The organism is Deefgea sp. CFH1-16 (assembly GCF_016881365.1).
Classification (GTDB): domain Bacteria; phylum Pseudomonadota; class Gammaproteobacteria; order Burkholderiales; family Chitinibacteraceae; genus Deefgea.
The window spans coordinates 160,999-176,688 of record NZ_WLYT01000001.1 but is presented as its reverse complement, the minus strand read 5'-3'; the positions used below and the strand labels follow the sequence as shown (position 1 = coordinate 176,688).

Annotated in this window: 15 protein-coding genes, 1 tRNA gene and 2 pseudogenes; 7 read left to right on the top strand and 11 right to left on the bottom strand. The window is 46.0% G+C overall.

The features are described from left to right. Positions 1-259: 259 nt before the first annotated feature. The 5 genes from GKO28_RS00945 to GKO28_RS00925 all read right to left on the bottom strand — a co-directional run bounded on the left by GKO28_RS00945 (position 260) and on the right by GKO28_RS00925 (position 3,900). Entirely contained in the window at positions 260-1,618 is a 1,359-nt protein-coding gene (locus GKO28_RS00945) for a hypothetical protein (protein ID WP_182075061.1), read from the bottom strand. A gap of 107 nt (positions 1,619-1,725) precedes the next feature. Then, positions 1,726-2,253, bottom strand: coding sequence for a relaxase/mobilization nuclease domain-containing protein (locus tag GKO28_RS22100; protein ID WP_182075060.1), 528 nt, complete (start codon positions 2,251-2,253; stop codon positions 1,726-1,728). A gap of 3 nt (positions 2,254-2,256) precedes the next feature. Next, complete coding sequence (locus GKO28_RS00935; RefSeq protein WP_182075059.1) at positions 2,257-2,454, bottom strand: hypothetical protein; 198 nt, start codon at positions 2,452-2,454, stop codon at positions 2,257-2,259. A 68-nt stretch (positions 2,455-2,522) separates the two neighbouring features. Next, positions 2,523-2,723, bottom strand: coding sequence for a helix-turn-helix domain-containing protein (locus GKO28_RS22560; RefSeq protein ID WP_203563810.1), 201 nt, complete (start codon positions 2,721-2,723; stop codon positions 2,523-2,525). A gap of 1,100 nt (positions 2,724-3,823) precedes the next feature. Then, positions 3,824-3,900, bottom strand: a tRNA-Arg gene (locus GKO28_RS00925). Between the two features lie 152 nt (positions 3,901-4,052). Here GKO28_RS00925 and GKO28_RS00920 point away from each other — a divergent pair. Continuing rightward, the gene (locus tag GKO28_RS00920; RefSeq protein ID WP_182075057.1) at positions 4,053-4,799 is read left to right on the top strand and encodes a cytochrome c5 family protein; all 747 of its coding nucleotides are present in this window, start codon (positions 4,053-4,055) and stop codon (positions 4,797-4,799) included. A gap of 172 nt (positions 4,800-4,971) precedes the next feature. On the opposite strand, the gene GKO28_RS00915 is transcribed toward GKO28_RS00920, so the two are convergent. From GKO28_RS00915 to GKO28_RS00905, 3 genes are all read right to left on the bottom strand, one after another. Continuing rightward, positions 4,972-5,925, bottom strand: a complete 954-nt coding sequence (locus GKO28_RS00915; RefSeq protein ID WP_182075056.1) for an SIS domain-containing protein — start codon at positions 5,923-5,925, stop codon at positions 4,972-4,974. A 61-nt stretch (positions 5,926-5,986) separates the two neighbouring features. Then, positions 5,987-6,181 carry a hypothetical protein gene (locus tag GKO28_RS00910; RefSeq protein WP_182075055.1) on the bottom strand — a complete coding sequence of 65 codons (195 nt, stop codon included), beginning with the start codon at positions 6,179-6,181 and terminating at the stop codon, positions 5,987-5,989. Next, positions 6,174-6,842, bottom strand: coding sequence for a beta-1,6-N-acetylglucosaminyltransferase (locus GKO28_RS00905; protein ID WP_182075054.1), 669 nt, complete (start codon positions 6,840-6,842; stop codon positions 6,174-6,176). The genes GKO28_RS00910 and GKO28_RS00905 overlap by 8 nt, the downstream gene beginning before the upstream one ends. A gap of 203 nt (positions 6,843-7,045) precedes the next feature. Here GKO28_RS00905 and xseB point away from each other — a divergent pair, with 203 nt between their 5' ends. The 5 genes and pseudogenes from xseB (at position 7,046) to yegQ (ending at position 12,405) form a co-directional block, all read left to right on the top strand. Further along, positions 7,046-7,291 carry an exodeoxyribonuclease VII small subunit gene (gene xseB / locus GKO28_RS00900; RefSeq protein WP_173533827.1) on the top strand — a complete coding sequence of 82 codons (246 nt, stop codon included), beginning with the start codon at positions 7,046-7,048 and terminating at the stop codon, positions 7,289-7,291. After that, positions 7,291-8,196: pseudogene (locus GKO28_RS00895) on the top strand (polyprenyl synthetase family protein). The gene xseB and the pseudogene GKO28_RS00895 overlap by 1 nt, the downstream one beginning before the upstream one ends. Before the next feature lie 40 nt (positions 8,197-8,236). Then, a pseudogene (dxs, locus tag GKO28_RS00890) lies at positions 8,237-10,112 on the top strand (1-deoxy-D-xylulose-5-phosphate synthase). 174 nt (positions 10,113-10,286) lie between these two features. After that, entirely contained in the window at positions 10,287-10,502 is a 216-nt protein-coding gene (locus tag GKO28_RS00885; protein ID WP_173533830.1) for a (2Fe-2S)-binding protein, read from the top strand. 517 nt (positions 10,503-11,019) lie between these two features. After that, positions 11,020-12,405 carry a tRNA 5-hydroxyuridine modification protein YegQ gene (yegQ, locus tag GKO28_RS00880; RefSeq protein ID WP_182075053.1) on the top strand — a complete coding sequence of 462 codons (1,386 nt, stop codon included), beginning with the start codon at positions 11,020-11,022 and terminating at the stop codon, positions 12,403-12,405. 400 nt (positions 12,406-12,805) lie between these two features. Here the strand turns inward: yegQ and GKO28_RS00875 are convergent, their stop codons facing one another. The 3 genes from GKO28_RS00875 to GKO28_RS00865 all read right to left on the bottom strand — a co-directional run bounded on the left by GKO28_RS00875 (position 12,806) and on the right by GKO28_RS00865 (position 14,386). Further along, on the bottom strand, positions 12,806-13,036 hold the full coding sequence (locus tag GKO28_RS00875) for a hypothetical protein (RefSeq protein WP_182075052.1): 231 nt from the start codon (positions 13,034-13,036) through the stop codon (positions 12,806-12,808). After that, positions 13,023-13,235, bottom strand: a complete 213-nt coding sequence (locus tag GKO28_RS00870; RefSeq protein ID WP_182075051.1) for a hypothetical protein — start codon at positions 13,233-13,235, stop codon at positions 13,023-13,025. Before GKO28_RS00870 ends, GKO28_RS00875 begins: the two co-directional genes overlap by 14 nt. 176 nt (positions 13,236-13,411) lie before the next feature. Continuing rightward, the gene (locus GKO28_RS00865) at positions 13,412-14,386 is read right to left on the bottom strand and encodes a hypothetical protein (protein WP_182075049.1); all 975 of its coding nucleotides are present in this window, start codon (positions 14,384-14,386) and stop codon (positions 13,412-13,414) included. A gap of 250 nt (positions 14,387-14,636) precedes the next feature. Here GKO28_RS00865 and GKO28_RS00860 point away from each other — a divergent pair, with 250 nt between their 5' ends. After that, complete coding sequence (locus GKO28_RS00860; RefSeq protein WP_182075048.1) at positions 14,637-15,587, top strand: rhodanese-related sulfurtransferase; 951 nt, start codon at positions 14,637-14,639, stop codon at positions 15,585-15,587. The last annotated feature ends 103 nt before the right edge of the window (positions 15,588-15,690 follow it).

The following is a 15,690-nucleotide window of genomic DNA, read 5'->3' as shown; positions in this document are numbered from 1 at the left end:
GTCTTTTCCGTAAACAAATTGAGTCATCTTAAGTCCACTCCCTATTGTCGTTATTGATATTCTGTCAGCATATGATAGTACCTTTTGCTAAACAAATAATTTATGAACAACGTGTGATTTTATTCACAATATTTAAATGTGTATTTATCACAGCATTTGGGTTAATTATTTATATTTAATGCGTAAGGTGGTTTTTTGTAATCAATCTTGCCTTGAATCGGTGCGAACCTCACTTCGTGAGACCATTGCAAAGTAGGCCCTAGGGGCTTGATAACGAAATTGCCAATTCCGTCGGCATTAGGTGCAAGTCTTTCGGCGGTCGAGCGGGCAATAGATGTGGCGTCCAGTAATGATCAGGCTCCATTAAGCATGCGATATCGCAAGATAACATTGAGGCGGCGTACTTTTCGGCTAAATCGGGTTTATCTACATACTTTGTTTTTGTATTCCCAATACTATTTTTTTTTGGCTGGTTTTTAAGACAACAATCAAAATTTAAAACCATATTCTGTACTTCATCATAGGAATAGCCATGATTTTCGGCAATATCAGCAAATGCGTTCGTTAAAGATTTTCTACACAATTGATCGCCAAACTTTTTTACGCCAATATAAAAAAACAAATAAAGCTCCCTGGTAAAATGCACCTGGTGGCTTATAAAATGTCTTCTAGCATTGAGTAAAAATATTTTTATTTCGTAACGATCTAACCCTTTATTGTTATTGATGTTGTCTTCAATTTTACGAGATATTTTTTGTAAAAATTCAGCGCTAATTCCTTTGTCGACATGTTTTTTTATGGGTAATTGTTTTTGATCCTTCGTGTATATTAATAATCCAACTTCTTGACGAGCAAATCGGTCAATGTTAATTACTTCATGGATCAATTCCGATAGTGCTATTGCTGCAAGCGTTGAGTTCGCTAGAAACTGATCTAAAATCGGTGCGATATTTATTGCCGCAAATATTTCATCATTGATACGTCCACTAATTAGCAGTAAAGGCAGCTTCCCTAACTCTGTGAATGCTTCGTCGTTTAGTCGAAAATAAAGCCACTTCGAGTTACCAAATTGTAGGTGAAATTCAATCGATCTATTGACGAGCCTAGATTTTCTTAAGAAATTTTCTATTCTGCCGCTAGTTAAATTTTCAGGATCAAGTTTAAGTAGATCTGGGTTGCTGCCAAGCCGATACAGGAGTGAAATATCTTTGTTATTTTTTAGATTTTTGTAAATTTGTTCAGCTATTTTTCTATCGCGTCGGATTGTTTCTGATTGAGCAGATTGATTTTCGTGTTCCCATCGCATAGGGGAATTTTGAAGTCGATGACGCTTTGTAGAATTAGGCAAAATACGATTGGACGCAGATCTTCGGTCGAAAAAATGTGGGCATTCTTGCAGTCGTGATGACAAACTGATGTCTTTTCTGATCCCAAAATGTGAAGCGTGTAACTGGAATTTTCTGGTTTCGAATTCATAATTTAGTTCCTCGTATGGGCCAAATTTTTTAATTAAATTGTAAAGATTTAAAGGTTTTTGGTAATTCTTTCTCGAAGAAAAATACGCTATTAAAATAATAAAGCAACCCATTTTTATCGCACGGTAAAATTCTAGGTCCACTTTTAAGTAATTCTAAATGAAAGTCTTTCCAGTATTCTGAATTTATATAAGCTAGTTTTAAAATTTCGTTTAATTTTTTTGGGCTTTTTATAATTTGTACTGATTTTTTATCGTATTGAATTTTTTATTCCATCGAATGCAGTTCTGCTTTTAGTTTCGCTCGTCCAACCAAATTCAGCTGAAATCTGATCTATAACGCGTCTAAATCCTTTTTTGGTAAATCCGTTATTAATTTTTACCATATTTCCAGATTCAGGGTTTACGCGAGATATTGCAATGTGTAAGTGTAGGTTTTCAGTATCGAAATGTGGGCAATAAATAACACGATTTTTGTTAATTCCAAGTCCTGTCAGAATTTTATTAATTACTATTTCAATTTCAAATCTGCTCGCATATTCGCTAGAGCTAAAGCTAATTACAAGGTGAAGTAGCGGTTTTGAGTTATTTCTGGCCCTTTTAATTTCTCGACAAAACTCACCGATCTCGTATGGTATGTTGCTGGTTAACCCGTTTAGAATTCTTAAGTCGCAAATGTCTTGAGATAGACTGAGATCAGTATTCTTCGCTAAGTACTGAATAAGATCTCTTGGATTATTTAAGAGTAATGTAGGGACGTGAATTATTTTTATATTCACTTTTCACCTCGATTTCAGCTGTTGAATCTCTTGGTTTTTTTCTTCTATTGTGCCTTGTAATTTTTTTATTTCATTTTTGAAAACATTGGTCTGATCTTGCAGATGCTGGATGATGTTTTCTGATTCGCTGACTATTTCTCGCATCAAACTAGAGATTGGTACTTTTCTATTTTTTGCCAACGTGACTAAGCTGGCGTGCATTTTTTTTTTGCAAACGGAATGTGATTTTCTTGTCCATTTTTTTATTCTCCATTTGAATGGTTTTTAGATTATTCTTGATGATTGTTTGTTTCAATTTTTATTTTTAATAGGTATTCCTCGAGCTGGTCCTCGAAAAATCCTGATGCACGCCCATTTGGCGTCACCTTTATTAATGGTGGGAAATTATCAGCTTTCCTCAGTCGGTAAAGCGTCGAGTGTGATACCCCAAATATCTTGGCGGCTTCTGCGAATCTAATAATTCTACTCATGCTGGTTTCATCCCTGTGTTTGTAAATAATCACAAACATAATTTATATTTAATTAAATTTAAATTCAAGGGCTCGGCGTTGAACATGGATTTTTATTTTATTGTTGGTCTTTTGGGTTTTACTTATGTTTAATTTTTACTATAAATAAAATAACTAATTAATTGGTTATTTATTTTATTTATCTTGTTGATTTTATTGAATAAATTTTATTAATAGAAAGTATATGGTCATTAATTTTGCACGGGATCATTGGCTGTCTTTATCGGTGCGTCATTGCTGGGCGGGGGATTTTTTCGATTAAAATTTGGAGGGTATGCTGGCCAAAGTGTTTGAAAACCTTACTTTTGGAGCAATACCATGGCAGTGTTGGAGAATAACGTCACTTTTATTCGCAAAAATTTGCGGGCGATTCCGCTTGAATACCTAGTGTTTGTTGATGGTGGTAGTGGGTAGAAGGGGGGCGAGCAGCCCTTGCGGATAAATGCCAAGGGGCAAATGACTCTCTTGAGCCTGCATGAGTGACGTCATGCTTCGGAAATGGTCGCCAGCCCTTGGTGGCTCTTTTTTATAAAAGCCGATGATTGCGTAAGTAGATTGTATGAACATATGAACAGTGTGCAGCCAAACGGCTCAGTCTGATCAGCTTTGGTGGAATAAGTCCGACCATGGGGGCTGATAGCGAGATGGCCCATCGCGTGGGTACCAAATTTATTGGCAAGTTATTTAGGCCAGCAGCGCAGACGTGACCGCGCAGGCAAAGATATCACAGCAAAATCTGAGGTTGAGTAGATACGGGGTCTCTGATTTACTGCCAGCTTGTTCTGTTGTGTTTTTCTGGGTTGGCTTCTTGTTTTTACGCTGGAATGTGGTTGTGGCGATTTGAACAAGGTTGCTGTTTGAGGCGTGTATTTGTTGTTTTGTGGTTGTTTAGCAAGCGTGCCGACTCCACACTGTAGCAATATTGGTACTTAGGAAGTGTTTATTTTAGGTGGTGTGCAATGTGGAGGTGATTTTTGAAAACTGGTACTATAGCTGGCACTATAAATCGGCTTTGTTGTGTTTTCTTGAATTGAGATTTTGTGCTAAGTCGTTGATTTTATTGGTGCGCCCGACAGGAATCGAACCTGTGACCCTCAGTTTCGGAAACTGATACTCTATCCAACTGAGCTACGGGCGCTTTGATTAGGGGAGCGATGATAACGGCTATTTGCGTTCGCGTCTAGTCAGTTGGTGAATAGTATTTTGTTGTTTCGATGTTGTCGGTATAATTGTCAGCCATAAAGGCGATACAGCCAATTAATTTAACAATTTCAAGAAAGGGATGACAGCATGAGCGGTTCCAACGCATCTGCGTCTAAAAGCGTTGTCGGAATGATTCTGGCGGCTTTAATTGGCGTACCTCTGTTTGTTTACTTGGTAATCAAACTATTTACTTCGGGTATGTCGATGAATATGGCAAGCTCAACGATGACTAATGAGGCCGTCGCCGCACGCTTACAACCTGTCGGCGTTGTCAAAATTGTCGATAGTACGCCGATTGGTTCTCGCTCAGGCAAGGCTGTTTATGAGGCCGTATGTATTTCCTGTCATGGCGCTGGCTTGGCTGGCGCACCTAAATTTGGTGATGCAGCAGCTTGGTCTACGCGAATCGGTCAAGGTTTTGCGACTTTGGTGAAGCATGCCGTGGTTGGGTTTAACGCGATGCCTGCGAAGGGTGGTGATCCAGCGTTAACGGATGAAGAAGTGGCGCGTGCCGTGGCCTTTATGGGTAATGCAGCGGGTGCGAAGTTTGAAGAGCCTAAAGTGGCTGCTGGTGCTGCGGCAACGATTGATCCAAACGTAAAAGGCAAAGAAATTTACGCTAGCGTTTGTATGGCTTGCCACGACACTGGTGTGGCTGGTGCGCCTAAATTTGGCGATAAAGCCGCTTGGGCACCACGTTTGAAAGACGGCGTTGATAATGCAATCGCAATTGCAACTAAGGGTTTGAATGCAATGCCACCGAAGGGCGGTTATAGCGGTTCAGATGCTGAATTTAATGCTGCTGCTTTGTATTTGATTAATGCTTCAAAATAATTAGTCGAACTCTGCCGATCAAGCCACATCTTTTGATGTGGCTTTTTTTATGCTTTGCTCAAATGAATCACTTGTGGTGCTGGTGTAGTAGGCGAGGAGTTGTAGAGCGATGGCGTACAGCAGCGGGTTAAGGTGATTGAGTTTGTCTGGCATTACAATCGAGTTGAGACCGTTAATTTTGGTGAGTGGGGTGTCGCTTAAAACAAAAATAGCGCAGTGATGGTGGTGAAAACTGACGTAAGTCAGCCAAATTCTTTTCGGCCACACTATCCCACGGCAAGCAGGCAATTAGAGCGATTTTTTGCGTGGCAAGGCTGGCAATGCCATGCTTGAGTTCGCCACAAGAGCAAGCCTCGGCCAAGCGATGCGCCATGGCTTTGAATTTGAGTGCGCCTTCGCTGGCAATAGGCGTGTAATTTTGTCGTGCGGTGATGAAAATCGCGGATGATTGCTGCAGGCATTGCGCCCATTGTTTGAGTTGTGGCGCGAGGTTTAAAACTTGTGCGATTGCGTAAGGCAGGGCGGCAAGCTCGGCGTCGATATCGCCGGGTATGGCTTGGTTTTGTGATTGGGACAGTGTTAGCGTAATTAAAAATAAGCCCAGCAGTTGGGCGCAAAATGTTTTGGTGGCAATGCGGCTGTGTTGCTCGCCAACATCCAGCACTAATTGCCATTGAGCCTGCTGCATCAGCGTGCTGTCGGCATGATGGCCGATGGCGATCGTCAGCGGGTAGTCCAGTTGTTGTGCGTATTTGAGCGCGGCTAAAGTGTCGGCGGCTTCGCCTGATTCGGCAAGGATAATCACCAGTGTGTGAGGGCGAGAGAGTAAATGTTGATAGCAAAACTCGCTGGCTAATTCAACTTGAGTAGGAAGATGTGCAAGGCTTTCAATCCAAAAGCGAGCAACTTGTGCCGCATGAAAGCTCGAGCCACTGGCAATCAGTAACACCGCTTGGGTGTCGGCAAAGCGCTCGGGCTGTTGTAGCCAAGGCGCTAGCGTGTTGGCTTTGGCGCGGTCAATCAGTTCGGCGCAGAGTGCGGTTTGTTCACTGATGGCTTGGTGAATCCAGTTGTGCTCAGCGTTGTAGTTGTGAGGCCGATTTAAATCGAGGGTGGTGATCGACATGACGTACTTTGTGCTGTACTAGAGTCTTTATCTTAGTGAACGCACCGAGTATTAGCGTGTTTTATTGGCGATGCAGCGCAAGCAGTGCTTGGCTGCTGGCAGAATCTGCGGCAAATTTTCGGGCGAATAAAGCCTTGCTGCCCCGAAGTTGGCTGATGTTTTCAGGCTTGAGTAGGCGGGGCGACCATGCGCCTTCATCCCATTCTAAATAACGCCGCGCATCGCTAGATAGCTGCTCGGCCAGTGGGCTATTCATTAAAATGGTTTGGAAAAAACATCTCATCAGGGATGAGGGTATGGCGGAAAAAATCCACCACCTGCGGCTGCTTTGCCACAAAGTCGAGTACGGTTTGGCAGGCGGTATGGCTGAGTGTCCACCATTGAGAGCCGGCATACACTTGCGAAATCGGCGCGGGCAAAGCACGTTCAATGCCGATTTTTCGGCTTAAGCGCTGTATTTTTTGCAGTGCTTTATTTGTGCGCGTGCCGTTGAGGGTTTCAAAGTGCCATGCGCGATAGCGATAAGCAATGTCGAACTCTGGTGCAGGCTTGATGTCAATCAAGCCAAGGTAGGGGCTACGTGCTAAGGTTTCTTCGATGTATTGATTGCTATGAATTGGGTAATCTTGCCCAGAGAGTAATACCCCCCAGTCAAAACCGTCTTTGTTAGCGGCTGCCATCAGCCTTAGGCTGGCATCGACCAATGAAAACCCGCCCCAGCGGCAGGCTTGGCGTTCAATAAAGTGAATATTCTCTAGCGCCGAGAGTTGGCTTTGGAGTGCGGTGAATATTGCATCAGGTGTATTGGCGTCGATGTGAATATAAAACCGTGAATGCGGGGTATTAAGTTGCTGAACCAAGCGTGAAATTTGTTCGGGATGGGCGTGGGCCAGAATAAAGTAAGCAATGGTGGTCATTTTTTACGCAAAAACACGGTTTAAAGTGTCTCTATTCTAACAGTCTTGGCTTGTTGAGCGGTGCTGACGACGGTTTTGCGGCTTTAATGACTGTTTTCAGCTCGATGGCAAGGGTACAATAAGCCCCTTGCGCGAATGGGGCGGCTGACTGCGCTTATTCGTGTGTTTTTGTGTGAAATACTTTTTATTTTGGGCTCAAACTGATGGCAAAAGCAGCAGCGAAATCGGCGAATTTACCCGATAACTTTGAACAAGGCTTGGCCGAGTTAGAGGCTCTCATTGCCCAAATGGAAGCGGGTGGACAAGCACTCGATGCCAGTTTGTTGGCATTTAGCCGTGGTACTGAATTATTGCGCTTTTGCGAAAGCAAATTAAGCGCGGCAGAGCAGCAAGTTCGCCTCTTAGAAGGTGGAGAGCTCAAACCGATGCCAAAGATGGGGACAGAATAATGAGCAAAACGGTAGCGACTGATTTTAAACTCTGGATGGAAGACGTTCAGGCGCAAATGGGAGCGCGCGCTATCGCGGGTATTGCCATCGAGCAATCATTTGCCCGAACGCTTGCACGACGCGATGCGTTACAGCGTGCTTGATGGCGGCAAGCGAGTGCGGCCTTTATTGGTGTTTGCCGCCGGTTCGCTGGTTGATGCGCCGGTTGAGCGCTTGCAGTATGCCGGCTGCGCCTTGGAATTTATTCATGCTTATTCCTTAGTGCATGACGATATGCCGGCTATGGATAACGACGTGTTGCGTCGAGGTAAGCCAACAGTGCATGTGGCTTACGGTGAGGCGACTGCGCTCTTGGCGGGCGATGCTTTGCAAGCGGCGGCGTTTGAAGTGCTGGCCAATCATCGCTTGGCCGACAATACGGCAGATCAATTACAAATGATTCGTATCTTAGCGAGCGCATCGGGTAGTTTGGGTATGTGTGGCGGGCAAGGTATTGATTTATATAGCGTTGGGCAAACGCTGACTTTGCCGCAACTGGAAATGATGCATATTTTGAAAACCGGCGCCTTGATTCGTGCTGCGGTATTGTTGGGTTCTTACTGCGGTACGCCACTCACCAGTGAGCAGCGCGAGGCGCTCGATCATTACGCCAAATGCATTGGTCTGGCGTTTCAAGTGGTTGACGATATTTTGGATTGTGAGGCGGATTCGGCCACCTTGGGTAAAACAGCAGGTAAAGATGCCGCAATAATAAACCCACCTATGTGGCTTTGCTGGGGCTAAAAGGCGCCAAAGAAAAAGCGGCCGAACTGAAAGCCTCGGCCTTGGCGTCATTAGCGCCCTTTGGGGAAAGAGCCAATATATTAAGTGCCCTTGCTGGGTATATTGTTGATAGAAAATACTAACAGGGCTTGCAGGGGGATACCCCGGCAAAGCAAGGTACACATGAATTATCCTTTGCTTGATACCATAGAAATACCCGCTGATTTACGCCAACTTGATCGCAAAGAATTGCCTGCGCTCGCTCAGCAATTACGTAGTTATTTGCTGGATTCGGTGAGTCATACCGGTGGACATTTTGCCTCTAATTTTAGGCGCGGTGGAGTTAACCGTTGCGCTGCATTATGTGTTTGACACCCCGCACGATCGTTTGGTGTGGGACGTTGGTCATCAAAGCTATCCGCATAAAATCCTGACTGGGCGCAAAAACCGCATGCTGACGATGCGGCAAAAAGGCGGTTTGGCAGGCTTTCCCAAGCGCGAAGAAAGCGAATACGACACGTTTGGCGTTGGGCATTCTTCAACCTCGATTGGTGCGGCGTTGGGCATGGCGGAAGCCGCGTTGATTAAAGGCGAAAAACGCAAAGCGATTGCAGTGATTGGCGACGGCTCGATGACGGCTGGGCAGGCGATTGAGGCCTTGTTTAATGCGGGTCATCGCGACGACGTCGATTTATTGGTGATTTTAAACGACAACGAAATGTCGATTTCACCCAATGTCGGCGCGTTTAATAATTATTTAGCCAAATTATTGTCGGGTAAGTTTTATAACGGCATTCGCAATGCGTCTGGCAAAGTGCTGGATGCGGTGCCGCCGCTGAAAGAATTTGCCAAAAAAGGCGAAGAAAGCGTCAAGGGCTTTTTAACGCCCGGCACTTTATTTGAGGAAATTGGCTTTAACTATATTGGCCCAATTGATGGCCATGATATGGAAACGCTGGTTGCCACCTTATCCAATATCAAGCAGCTTAAAGGCCCGCAGTTTTTGCATGTGGTGACCAAAAAAGGCAATGGTTACAAGTTGGCGGTGGCCGATCCGGTGAAATATCACGCTGTAGCACCGTTTAATCAGCACGATGGCGTTTGTAGCAGCAAGGTGAGTAAACCCACATTTACCCAAGTGTTTGGCGACTGGCTGTGCGATATGGCCGCGCAAGACGAGCAATTGGTGGGGATTACACCGGCAATGCGTGAAGGCTCGGGCATGGTGCGCTTTCATGCTGAATATCCAAATCGCTATTTTGATGTGGGCATTGCCGAACAGCACGCGGTGACTTTTGCCGCGGGTTTAGCCTGTGAGGGCTTAAAGCCGGTGGTAGCGATTTATTCGACCTTTTTGCAGCGCGCTTATGATCAATTGATTCATGATGTGGCATTGCAAAATTTAGACGTTACTTTTGCGATTGATCGCGCCGGTTTGGTCGGGGCCGATGGTCCAACGCATGCCGGTAGTTTTGATTTGTCATTTATGCGCTGCATTCCAAATCTGGCGATTTTAGCGCCCGGCGATGAAAACGAATGTCGGCAAATGCTCTATACCGCGTATCAATATGCTGGCCCAGCCGCCGTGCGTTATCCGCGCGGTAGTGGTTTAGGGGTGACGGTTGAGTCTGAGATGCACGCATTGCCTTGGGGCAAGGGCGAAATTCGCCGCTCGCGGCAAGGCACGGCAACAACAACGCGACGCGTGGCAATTTTGGCGTTTGGCGCTGTGCTGGAGCCCGCGCTGGCTGCCGCTGAAGCATTGGATGCAACGGTGGCCAATATGCGCTTTGTTAAACCGCTCGATACCGAGTTGGTTCTGGCGCTGGCCGCTTCGCATGATCTGCTGGTAACGGTGGAAGACAACGCCATTATGGGCGGCGCGGGGAGTGCGGTGTTGGAGTGCTTGGCCGCGCAAGGTGTTTCTCGTGCCGTATTGCAATTGGGCTTGCCCGATAGCTATGTAGAGCATGGCGAGCAAAAACAAATTCTGGCGGATTGTGGTTTGGATGGTGCCGGTATTGTTGCCAGTATTGAGCAGCGATTGACTGCGCTGTAAGTATGTAATGTTGTTGTTTGCATAAACTGCCGCCCCTATGGGCGGCTTTTTTATTGTGGAAAATGCTGGCGAGGGGATGACTTGTGCTGTGAAATGGCCTGCGACTGAAAAAAGTACTTGGCAGTTATAAAGTTTTTTATGATAATGAGAATAGTTATTGATAAGGTTCTCATTATGATTGTTTGTGTTTGCAACAATGTGAGTGATAAAGCGATTAATCGCGCTGTCGCGCAGCAAGGGGTTCGTACCTTTGCCCAGTTGCGACAGGTGACCGAGGTCGCTACGTGCTGCGGCAAATGTGCGCGCTGCGCCAAACAAGTTTTAAAAGCAGCACTTGCTGAACAGGCCGAGCAGCAGCATGTGCCGTTGTCGGGTCTGGGCTTTGCCTAAAACCGCCGCTGCGCCGCAATATCGCCTTGACTAAACCGAGCTAAATGCTCGGTTTTTGTTATCCACGGTGGCCATCATGGTTTTCCCCATACCGCTTGGCTAAGTCTGTGAGCTGGCTGTGAGTAAGTTGGCTAGGCACTTGAAACTATAGGGAAAATACACACTGATTAAATTTTAATCAGTGTGTGGTACTCATTCACAGGCTAGATGGATAGTCATGTGTACAGGCTGTGGATAGCTTGCCTAAGTGACTGTTTTGTTACTGATTTTGTTTGTCGATTAAAAAATAGGCAAAAAAATTCAAATCACAGCTTGAATTCGGCAAATTTTGTTGTAATTAGCACTTCTCCCGCAATTTGCCAGTTTATCCCCGTAAAAAAAGCATAGCGTGTGAGTTAGCTGTGGGTAATATCGGCAAGCTACTGATTTCGTTCATTTATTTAATATTGCTTGTTTTTTGTGCAGCGTATTTGCGGTATAATGCCCGCCTTTCTTAGTTTGAACACACGCACCCACCATGACCTTAAAAGCACCTGAACTCTTATTGCCCGCCGGTACGCTCGAAAAAATGAGTGCCGCTTATGACTTTGGCGCCGACGCGGTTTACGCCGGTCAACCGCGCTACAGCCTGCGCGCGCGTAATAATGATTTTAAATTGGAGCAAATTGGTCAAGGGATTGAAGAAGCCCACGCCCGTGGCAAAAAATTCTTTGTCGCCAGCAATATCTTGCCGCACAACGCCAAAGTGAAAACCTATTTGGCGGATATGGAGCCGGTGATTGCGATGAAGCCAGATGCGCTGATCATGGCTGATCCGGGCTTGATTATGATGGTGCGTGAAAAATGGCCAGAACAAGTGATTCATTTGTCGGTACAGGCCAATACGGTGAATTACGCTGGCGTGAAATTTTGGAAATCAATGGGCCTAGAGCGCGTGATTTTGTCGCGTGAATTGTCCTTGGATGAAATCGAAGAAATTCGCCAACTGTGCCCAGATATGGAACTGGAAGTGTTCGTACACGGCGCGCTGTGTATTGCATATTCCGGCCGTTGCCTATTGTCGGGGTATTTCAATCACCGCGACCCAAATCAAGGCACGTGTACCAATGCCTGCCGTTGGGACTACAAAACGCACGACACCAATCCAGATGACGCCGGTGATGTTCAGCCCAAAGAGCAAATCATTCAATTTGACTTTAATAAAGCGATGAATGACGCCAATCAAGTGTTCTCCGCCTGTGGCGGCCAAGAGCGCCATCCATTGGCCGACAAAACCTATTTGATCGAAGAAGCCAATCGTCCGGGCGAGTTAATGCCAATTGTCGAAGACGAACACGGCACGTACATCATGAACAGTAAAGACTTGCGCGCGGTGCAGCATATCGAGCGTCTGGTGAAAATGGGTATCGATTCACTTAAAATCGAAGGCCGTACCAAGTCGCTATATTACGTGGCGCGCACCGCCCAAGTGTATCGTCAAGCCATTGACGACGCGGTGGCTGGTCGACCATTTAACCCCGCCTTGCTCGCTGATTTGGATGGTTTGGCTAATCGCGGCTATACCGACGGCTTTTACCAGCGCCACACCACGCACGAAGCGCAAAACTACCTTGATGGCCATTCCAAAGCACACCGCAGCCAATACGTTGGCGAAGTGCTCAATATCCAAGACGGCTGGGCAGAGATTGAAGTGAAAAAACAATTCTCAGTTGGCGATTCGCTGGAAATCATTCATCCAAGCGGTAATGTCATCGTTAAACTCGAGCAAATCCGTGGTAAAAACGGCGCTTTGGTGGAATCCGCTCTCGGTAGCGGCGCCAAAGCCGCCATTCCGCTCGATGCCAAATACGCCAATGCATTGATTGCCCGCTTGTTTTTTAATTGTGGGGATTTTGATTGTTAAAAAAGCCGCTGAAAAGCGGCTTTTTTGTAGGGTGCGCATTTGCGCACGCGGATAGGTGCGTTGTGATGGCTCGCATCACGACTCTGTGCGCAAACGCCGGCGGCATTTGCACACCCTACGGGGTATTGCTTTGTGGGCTTTGGATTTTAATATTTTGATGAAAATACCCTATGCCAAAACGTCGTAGGTGCGATTGGCGAAGCGTAATCGTACGCATGGATGCAGTCTCCGATTACGCAGAGTTAAATCTGCCGTAGGGTGACAATGAGCGCAACGAATTGCGCCGAATTAGCCGTAAATAAATATCGCAATGGCGCGATTCGCTACGCTCATCAGCACCCTACAGCATTGCGCCGTACGTGGTAGAAATGAATAGGGTGTGATTTTGTGGGATTTAGTTTCAATTTTGACGTTGGAATGCTTGAATTGGCTTGGTTTTTGCCAAGCGGAATGGATCGGCATTTAGAAAAATCATTTCATTGAGCTCGCCTAATTTTTGTTTTCTCAAGAGCAGGTCGGTTTCACTGTCGTTTGAACGCTTTTGCAGTGAATTCATTGTGGTGAGTAAATCTTGAATGAAATGTGCTTGTTCTGGTACGCGTGTTTCTTTTGTCAGTTTATCCATTTTCATAACGCAGGGTATGCGTTGATTGCTGTGCGGATTTTTCTAATTTTGCCGATTTTAATTGCTGATGGTTATCAAATTGAACATCAACAGTACTACTGGCGTGGTCTTGAATGGTTTTATACACATAATTTTGTGATTCTTTTGTTGTATCTAGCCGTGGTTGAGTGCTGGTGTTGAGTGCTTCGTGGCGGCTAGCACTCAATTGTGCGTCTTGTTGCTGAGTGATGGATGTCTTGCCAAGGATGCTGGTTTTTTTGCTTTAGCTGAAAGCTAAAGTGATCCATTTCTAATGGTTTTCTTGGGTTCGGCGAGGTTGGCTTCATCGTTAAATCGGCTTGGAAATCACCGAGGCCGGTCAAAACCGCTTGCTCTAAGTCGTCATTTAGCGCCTTGGCTTGAGTCGGTGCATTCAATGGCGCAATGGCATCGGTGGGGTAATTTTTTGTGTAGCCCAGAAAAAACGGTTTTAAATAGCGATAACATTTCGGCGTTTGGTTTGCCGCGCTCACCAGCATGATCAAATTGTGTGAGATATTGACTGATGGCTTTTTCTCGCTGCTGCGCATTACCTAGCGCCGCCGCTTGTTGAAAATTGACATTGACGCTCATCTTCCCTTGTGGGGTTTGTAGCTGAATTTCTCGTTGACGTTCATCGGTATGCAATTTAAACGCCATTGTTTCGCCGTTTTTATTAGCGAAATTGGTGGTTAAATCTAAGGTCGCCAATTGAGTGACGTCAAATTTCATGAGTGCGTCAATCTCAGCGCGAGGTGGCTCTGCCAATAGGTTTTGAATGGTTGTTTCAAACCCTTTTGCCAGTTGGCTTATTGCTGTTTGCTCTGCGGCGGTTAATTCGCCATTTGTTTTGACTTCTGCCGCTAATTGATCGCCTTGGTTGGATAGTTTAAGTTCAATGCTGACGCCTGAGCGCGTCTTGATGTTTAAGCTGATGGTCCCTTTTTCAAGCTCAGACGCCGCTTTGTTCGCTTGTGGGCCGATTTCGGTTACGGATTGTTTAAAGTCGGCCGGTGGGGATTTAAAGCGCTCGAGCATTGCGCCACTTAAGCCTAAAAAGCGGTTGGCGTTGCTGTGGCCGTTAAAGTTTCTCGCCATTAGATTGCTAGCGTAATCGCTCAGGGGGAGTTCCCATTTCTGCTGCGCGTTATTGGCGATACGCTGCTCTAGTTGGGAGTAAAAATCCGTGTCGATTAAATTTTTGTCTGTCAGTGTCACCGTCGTTGACGGAGTCCTTACTAAGGATGGCGGCGACTCGATGCTGCTGGGCTCGCGTTTGACCTCTGCCCAAAGGTCGTTTTGCTGAAGGGCAATCGTTGCATTAGAGATCGTGGTCATGGCGAGGGTCGAGGTCGATGATAAACAGGCTATCGGCAGAAAATGGTATTTATTTACAAATTAAATAATTTTAAAGAAAGTTTTTGTTTGTATGTGCGGAGCTCACTGCAATGTTGTTACGCGACTGCTTTAACTCTCCCATAAATATGTTTATTTCTCCGCTGCTTATCCTGCCCCAGCTCAGGTAAAATCCGCACCCAGAATAAAAAATCCGGTCCGCCCTTTACGCGGGTGACCACTTGGAGAAATCATGTCGAATCAAAACGAAGGCGCGATTGTTGTTGCGGCGCTGTATCAATTTGTCACGCTCAGCGACTACGTTCAATTGCGCGAGCCACTGTTGCAAACGATGCTCGATTTAGACGTGCATGGCACCTTACTGCTGGCCGATGAAGGGATTAACGGCACGGTGGCGGGAACGCGCGCGGGGATTGATGGCTTGCTGGCGTGGCTGCGCTCAGATCCGCGCTTGGCGGCTGTGGATCACAAAGAATCGTATTGCGCTGAGCAGCCATTTTTGCGTACCAAAGTAAAACTAAAAAAAGAAATCGTTACCTTGGGTGTGCCCGGTGTTGATCCAAATAAAGCCGTCGGCACCTATGTTGAGCCCAAAGATTGGAATGCGATTATTTCCGATCCCGAAGTGCTGGTGATTGATACCCGTAATGATTACGAAGTGGCGATTGGCACGTTCGAGCGGGCAATTGACCCGAAAACCGAAACATTCCGCGAATTTCCCGATTACGTAAAAGAACATTTCGACCCTGCGGTACACAAAAAAGTGGCGATGTTTTGCACTGGCGGCATTCGCTGCGAGAAAGCATCGAGCTATATGCTGGGTGAAGGATTTGCAGAGGTCTACCACTTAAAAGGTGGGATTTTGAAATACCTCGAAGAAGTGCCGCAAGAAAAGACGCTATGGAAGGGTGACTGCTTTGTGTTCGACAACCGCGTAACGGTGCGCCACGATTTGAGCGAAGGTGATTTTGAGTTGTGCCACGCTTGCCGCCAGCCGGTATCGAAAGAGCAGCGCCTATCGCCGCATTATGTGGCTGGCGTAAGCTGCCCACATTGCTTTGACAATCTCAGCGAAAAAACCCGCAGCGGCGCGCTCGAACGGCAAAAGCAAATTGAGTTAGCAAAAAAACGCAATCAACCCAATCCACTGGGTCGAGTCATTAAAAAGACCTCGTCACGTTAATTGCCATGCGGCGTAAATCGCTAGCTTGCTGATGAGCGATCTGGCGTAGCAACAGACTATTAAGCTTTAGGGTATTGCCACTTAATCAATATTTGATGTTGAT